6 protein-coding genes and 1 pseudogene are annotated in these 4,873 nt (G+C 54.3%); 5 read left to right on the top strand and 2 right to left on the bottom strand.

Annotation, left to right across the window (positions count from 1 at the left end):
• Both ACI4OH_RS09200 and ACI4OH_RS09195 read right to left on the bottom strand, forming a co-directional pair.
• Positions 1 to 406, bottom strand: a pseudogene (locus ACI4OH_RS09200) (hypothetical protein); the annotation flags it as partial.
• A 37-nt stretch (positions 407 to 443) separates the two neighbouring features.
• Positions 444 to 1,451: a hypothetical protein gene (locus ACI4OH_RS09195; RefSeq protein ID WP_439784627.1), complete on the bottom strand. Its 1,008-nt coding sequence runs from the start codon at positions 1,449 to 1,451 to the stop codon at positions 444 to 446.
• A 160-nt stretch (positions 1,452 to 1,611) separates the two neighbouring features.
• Here ACI4OH_RS09195 and ACI4OH_RS09190 point away from each other — a divergent pair, with 160 nt between their 5' ends.
• The 5 genes from ACI4OH_RS09190 to ytpR form a co-directional block, all read left to right on the top strand.
• Entirely contained in the window at positions 1,612 to 1,740 is a 129-nt protein-coding gene (locus ACI4OH_RS09190) for a hypothetical protein (RefSeq protein WP_439784626.1), read from the top strand.
• A 77-nt stretch (positions 1,741 to 1,817) separates the two neighbouring features.
• Positions 1,818 to 2,096 carry an RpnC/YadD family protein gene (locus ACI4OH_RS09185; RefSeq protein WP_439784625.1) on the top strand — a complete coding sequence of 93 codons (279 nt, stop codon included), beginning with the start codon at positions 1,818 to 1,820 and terminating at the stop codon, positions 2,094 to 2,096.
• 149 nt (positions 2,097 to 2,245) lie between these two features.
• On the top strand, positions 2,246 to 3,178 hold the full coding sequence (locus ACI4OH_RS09180; protein WP_439784624.1) for an NAD-dependent epimerase/dehydratase family protein: 933 nt from the start codon (positions 2,246 to 2,248) through the stop codon (positions 3,176 to 3,178).
• 286 nt (positions 3,179 to 3,464) lie between these two features.
• Entirely contained in the window at positions 3,465 to 4,493 is a 1,029-nt protein-coding gene (pheS, locus tag ACI4OH_RS09175; RefSeq protein WP_435720657.1) for a phenylalanine--tRNA ligase subunit alpha, read from the top strand.
• Between the two features lie 15 nt (positions 4,494 to 4,508).
• Positions 4,509 to 4,873, top strand: a 365-nt coding sequence (gene ytpR / locus ACI4OH_RS09170) for a YtpR family tRNA-binding protein (protein ID WP_439784623.1), incomplete at its 3' end; no start/stop codon positions are given.

The raw sequence follows: 4,873 nt of genomic DNA, 5'->3' as shown, positions 1-4,873 counted from the left end.
TGCAGATCCAGATGGAATAGACCTTCTGGATTTTTTCGTAGTGTGACTTCGTAAAGACGGTGCCGTACTGGCTGGAAATCATGCGGCTGCAGTAATAGAGGGCACGTTTTAAGAGCGGATAGCCCGGCTCGAAGTCATTCTGCGCTTCGAAGTTGATGATGAGCGCAATGGGCATGCCATCTGCCGGGGCAAGAGCCGTAAAGCGGATGTCGTAGAAAACTGTGCCTTCGGTCAGCGTCTTGTCCTCGGTTTGCTGACTTTGAATGCGTGTCGTGCTGATATCCGGCTCGACTGGGATCGTACTGACTTCAGGCGTTCCCTGAATGCAGTGACGGGCAATTTCGTCAATGGAGAGATCCTGAAATTCGCTGACGCAGCTTTTCAGGATATTGGCAATGATGAGCAAAAAGCCTCGCATGGCTGCGAGGCAGATATCATATTTATCAATGTATGCCTTTTTCGATAATCTCGGCGTAGCGCGGCCGGTCGGCTTCAGGGACGTCGAGGATGTCCATGGCAGCATCAATCGTCAGGCCGCTTTTACGCATTAAGGCTTTAATGCTTCGCACAATTCCGCGAGTTTCGCCGCGAGTCTCACCGATACTGATACCTTCTGCTTTACCAATACTGATACCTTCTGCTTTACCAATGCTGATGCCGCGTTTTTCGATTCCTTCACTGAGATTGCACATTTTTGCGACCCCCTTTTCTAAATGAGGCGTGGTTGTTACTTTGAATTCTTCGGACAATGTCTTTACTTTGCTGTCGGAGCTGATGTTGTCGAGCAGGACGAGGTTGAGCATTTTGAGCAGGCCTGTGAGCTCGGTGTAATGCTTCTTGCCGAGGCAGACGAGAATCGGCGTCAACAGGTCATAGTCGCTGTTTGGGGCTTCGGCCTGTCCGATGAGGTTTTCTTCCTTCATGCTGTAGCGTGTGATCGTGTAGGACCAGGCTTTTGTCGGAGCGGTGCAGATCCAGATGGAATAGACCTTCTGGATTTTTTCGTAGTGTGACTTCGTAAAAACCGTGCCGTACTGGCTGGAAATCAGGCGGCTGCAGTAGTAAATGGCACGTTTCAGCAGCGGATAGCCCGGGTTGAAGTCGTTCTGCGCTTCGATGTTGATGATGAGCTCGATGGGCTGGCCGTCTGCCGGGGCGAGAGCCGTAAAGCGGATGTCGTAGAAGACAGTGCCTTCGGTCGAGCTTTTGTCTTCGGTTTGTACGTTCTGGATGCGCGTGATGCCGGCATCCGGTTCGACAAGGACCGTGCCGACTTCGGGCGTGCCCTGAATACAGTGGTGCACGATTTCATCGATGGAAGAATCCTCGAATTCCTTGACGCAGCTCTTCAGGATGTTGGCAATGATGCCTTTTTCCGCAAGGACTTTCTTGCAGACGGCATCATAGGCTTTCTTTAGCTCGTCGGTTTGTTGGTCTTCGCTGGGTGGCATGTCATCACTCCCTTTGCTGTTCTTACCTATATTTTACCTGATTTTTTGGGGGCCGGCAACCATGAGGCCGTGTGCGCTCGTATAACAAAATGCCCCCGCAGCGTTTGTTTCGCTGCGGGGGCTTGGGGCCAATTGGATTGGCTTGGATGGATATTCTGTTGTGTCTGGCCGACTCTTAGCAGGCCCGCCGTTGTTCATGCAGCTCTTTGACCAGCTGGCTGAGTTCGTCCGTGAAGCGGTCCATGGAGCGCTGGAAGTTCGTCGGCAGCCCGACGTCGACTTTGCGTAAGGATGTTACGCATTCAGATTCTTTTTTTTCAGCCTGCCATGATATAATGGAGGAAAAAGCAAAGTTCCTACGACCTGATGGCCGATTATTTTGAAGAAAATGAGAAAGAGGTGTTCGACATGGTGAACTTCAAATGGGATCAGAAACGCGCATTAGAGATTGCAGAGGAAGATGGGTTTGCAAAAGGCCATGCAGAAGGCCGTGAAGAGGGTGAAGCGAATAAGAAAAAGGCAATTCTAGGGATTGCTTTGTCACTGCTGCAGGATGGTATTCCGGTGAAGGCCATTGTGAAGTACACGCATCTTTCTCTGGAAGAGGTACAGAAACTTGCACGGGATAACGGCCTGGCTTTTTGATGAAATGAATTTGATGGTACGTAAGATGCCCTGCTGATTATATGCTGCAGGGCTTTTTAGTTGAGAAAAGATGAAATTTGGCTTATAATATAACGTATCGTTTTATATATGAATATATTTAGCAGTTTAAGGGAGATCGGGGAAGGTTCATGAAGATTTTGGTTACAGGGGGAGCGGGCTTTATTGGGTCGCATCTTGTGCGGCAGCTGATGGAGCTCGGGCATGAGGTCGTGGTGCTCGATAATCTGAGTACGGGCGCGCGGGAGCATTTGCCGGCGGGGGGATTTACGTTCTGGCAGATGGATGACCGCGAGGCGGCGGCGCGTGAGAAAATCGCGGCGGGTCATTTTGATGCCATTGTGCATCTGGCGGGGCAGACGATGGTCGATGCCTCGATCCGGGACCCGCATTTTGATGCGGCCGAAAATGTCATGGGCACGGTCAATGTGCTTGAAGCCGCGCGGGAAAGCGGCGTTTCGCGCGTGATTTTTGCTTCGACGGCCGCGGCTTATGGCGATGTGACGGAGGATTTGCTGCCGCTTCGCGAGGAGCTTCGGCTGGCGCCGCTGTCTTTCTACGGACTCACGAAGGTCACGGTCGAGCATTATCTTGACCTTTATCATGAGCTTTACGGCCTTGACTACGTCGTGCTGCGCTTTGCCAATGTCTACGGCGAGCGTCAGGGCGACAAGGGCGAGGGCGGCGTCATCAGCATTTTTGCGAAGCGCGTTGCGCGCGGCGAGGGCCTGACGATTTTCGGCGACGGCGGGCAGACGCGCGATTTCATCTACGCCGGGGATATCGCGCGCGGCATCTGCAGGGCGCTGGTGACGGAAAAAGTCAATACGGCGTACAACCTCAGCACGCAGACGGAGACGAGCCTTAAGGAGCTCGTGGAAATCTTCGGGCAGGTCGAGGGCAGGGCGCTCAGACCGGCCTACAAAGAGGCGCGCGAGGGCGACATTTACCGCTCGATGCTCGCCAATGAAAAGGCTAAGGACGGGCTCGGCTGGGAGCCGGAGGTTTCGCTTACGGAGGGACTGCGCCGCACGGTCGCATATTTCCGGAGCGCAGAGGCGTAACCCCTTCCTTTCGCTCAGTTGCAATTTTTGCCGCGATGTGGTATATTAGTACATCATGACGATGATGAAGAAGAGTAGCCTGTCTGGCGTCTTCAGGGAGTCCCGCCGCGACTGGGAGCGGGATGATGAGGGCAGGTGAACGTTCGCTTCGGAGTTTCCGCAGGCAAGGGCGGACGCAGGGCTGCGTTAGAGCCGTAATGAAGCTACAAATCAGGGTGGTACCGCGAATTATACCTTCGCCCCTCGTATGAGGGACGGAGGTTTTTTATTTTTAGGAGGTTTTTTAATGGAGGAGAAGATTGAAAAGCTGAAGGCACAAGCTGCCGAGGCCATCAAGAATGCCGCAGGAAATCTTTCGGAGCTCGACGATATCCGCGTCCGCTTCCTCGGCAAAAAGGGCGAGTTTACGACAATCCTCAGGGGCATGGGCGCACTGGCGAAGGAAGACCGCCCGAAGGTCGGCAAGATTGTCAACGAAGCGAAAGCTGAGATTGCCGAGCTCATTCAGCAGAAGAATGAGGAGCTCAAGGCACGCGCGATGCAGGAGAAGCTCGCCAGCGAGAAAATCGATGTGACGCTGCCGGGCCGTCAGCAGCCTTTAGGCCATCTTCATCCGCTGACGCTGACGCTTGAGCGCATCAAGGATATTTTCTTCCGCATGGGCTTTTCCGTCGAGGAAGGTCCGGAAATTGAGAAGGATTATTATAACTTTGAGGCCCTGAATCTGCCGAAGGACCATCCGGCCCGCGATATGCAGGATTCCTTCTATATTACAGAGGACATTCTCATGCGTTCGCAGACGTCGCCTGTGCAGGCCCGCACGATGCAGAAGAATGAGCCGAATGCGCCGATCCGCATGATTGCGCCGGGCCGCGTTTACCGCCGCGATGAGTACGATGCCACGCATTCCCCGATGTTCACGCAGGTCGAAGGCCTTGTCATCGATGAGGGCATCACGTTCGCGGACCTCAAGGGCACGCTTGAGCTCTTCCTGCGCCAGATTTTCAGCGAGGACGTCAAGGTCCGCCTGCGTCCGAGCTTCTTCCCCTTCACGGAGCCTTCGACTGAGGTCGATATTTCGTGCGTCATGTGCCACGGCAAGGGCTGCAAGGTCTGCAAGGGCACGGGCTGGCTCGAGATTCTCGGTGCCGGCATGGTGCATCCGCATGTGCTGGAAATGAGCGGCTACGACCCGAAAAAGGTCTCGGGCTTCGCTTTCGGCATGGGCGTGGAGCGCATCGCGATGCTTTCGTACGGCGTCGACGATCTGCGCCTGTTCTACGACAATGACATGCGCTTCCTGCGCCAGTTCTGAGAAAGGGGATAAACAATGCAGGTTTCCATCAAATGGTTAAAGGATTATATTGATTTTGACTGGTCCGCAGAGGAGCTCGCAGACCGTTTCACGATGGCCGGCGTGCCGGTCGAGAACGTCATCCGCGCGGATGAGGGCCTCGACCACGTTGTCACGGGCCGCATCGAAAAGCTTACGAAGCATCCGGATTCCGACCATCTGCAGATTTGCCAAATGAATGTCGGTGAAAAGGATCTCATTCAGATTATCACGGGCGCACAGAATGTCGCTGAGGGTCAGGTCGTACCGGTCGCCATGGTCGGCGCGCATCTGCCGAACGGCATGCACATCAAGAAGGGCAAGCTGCGCGGCCTGCCGTCGAACGGCATGCTCTGCTCGGC

Origin of the sequence: Mitsuokella apri (assembly GCF_051886055.1) — a bacterium.
Lineage (GTDB): Bacteria > Bacillota > Negativicutes > Selenomonadales > Selenomonadaceae > Mitsuokella.
Note: the sequence above shows the minus strand (reverse complement) of the source record. Positions and strands in the feature narration are given on the sequence as shown.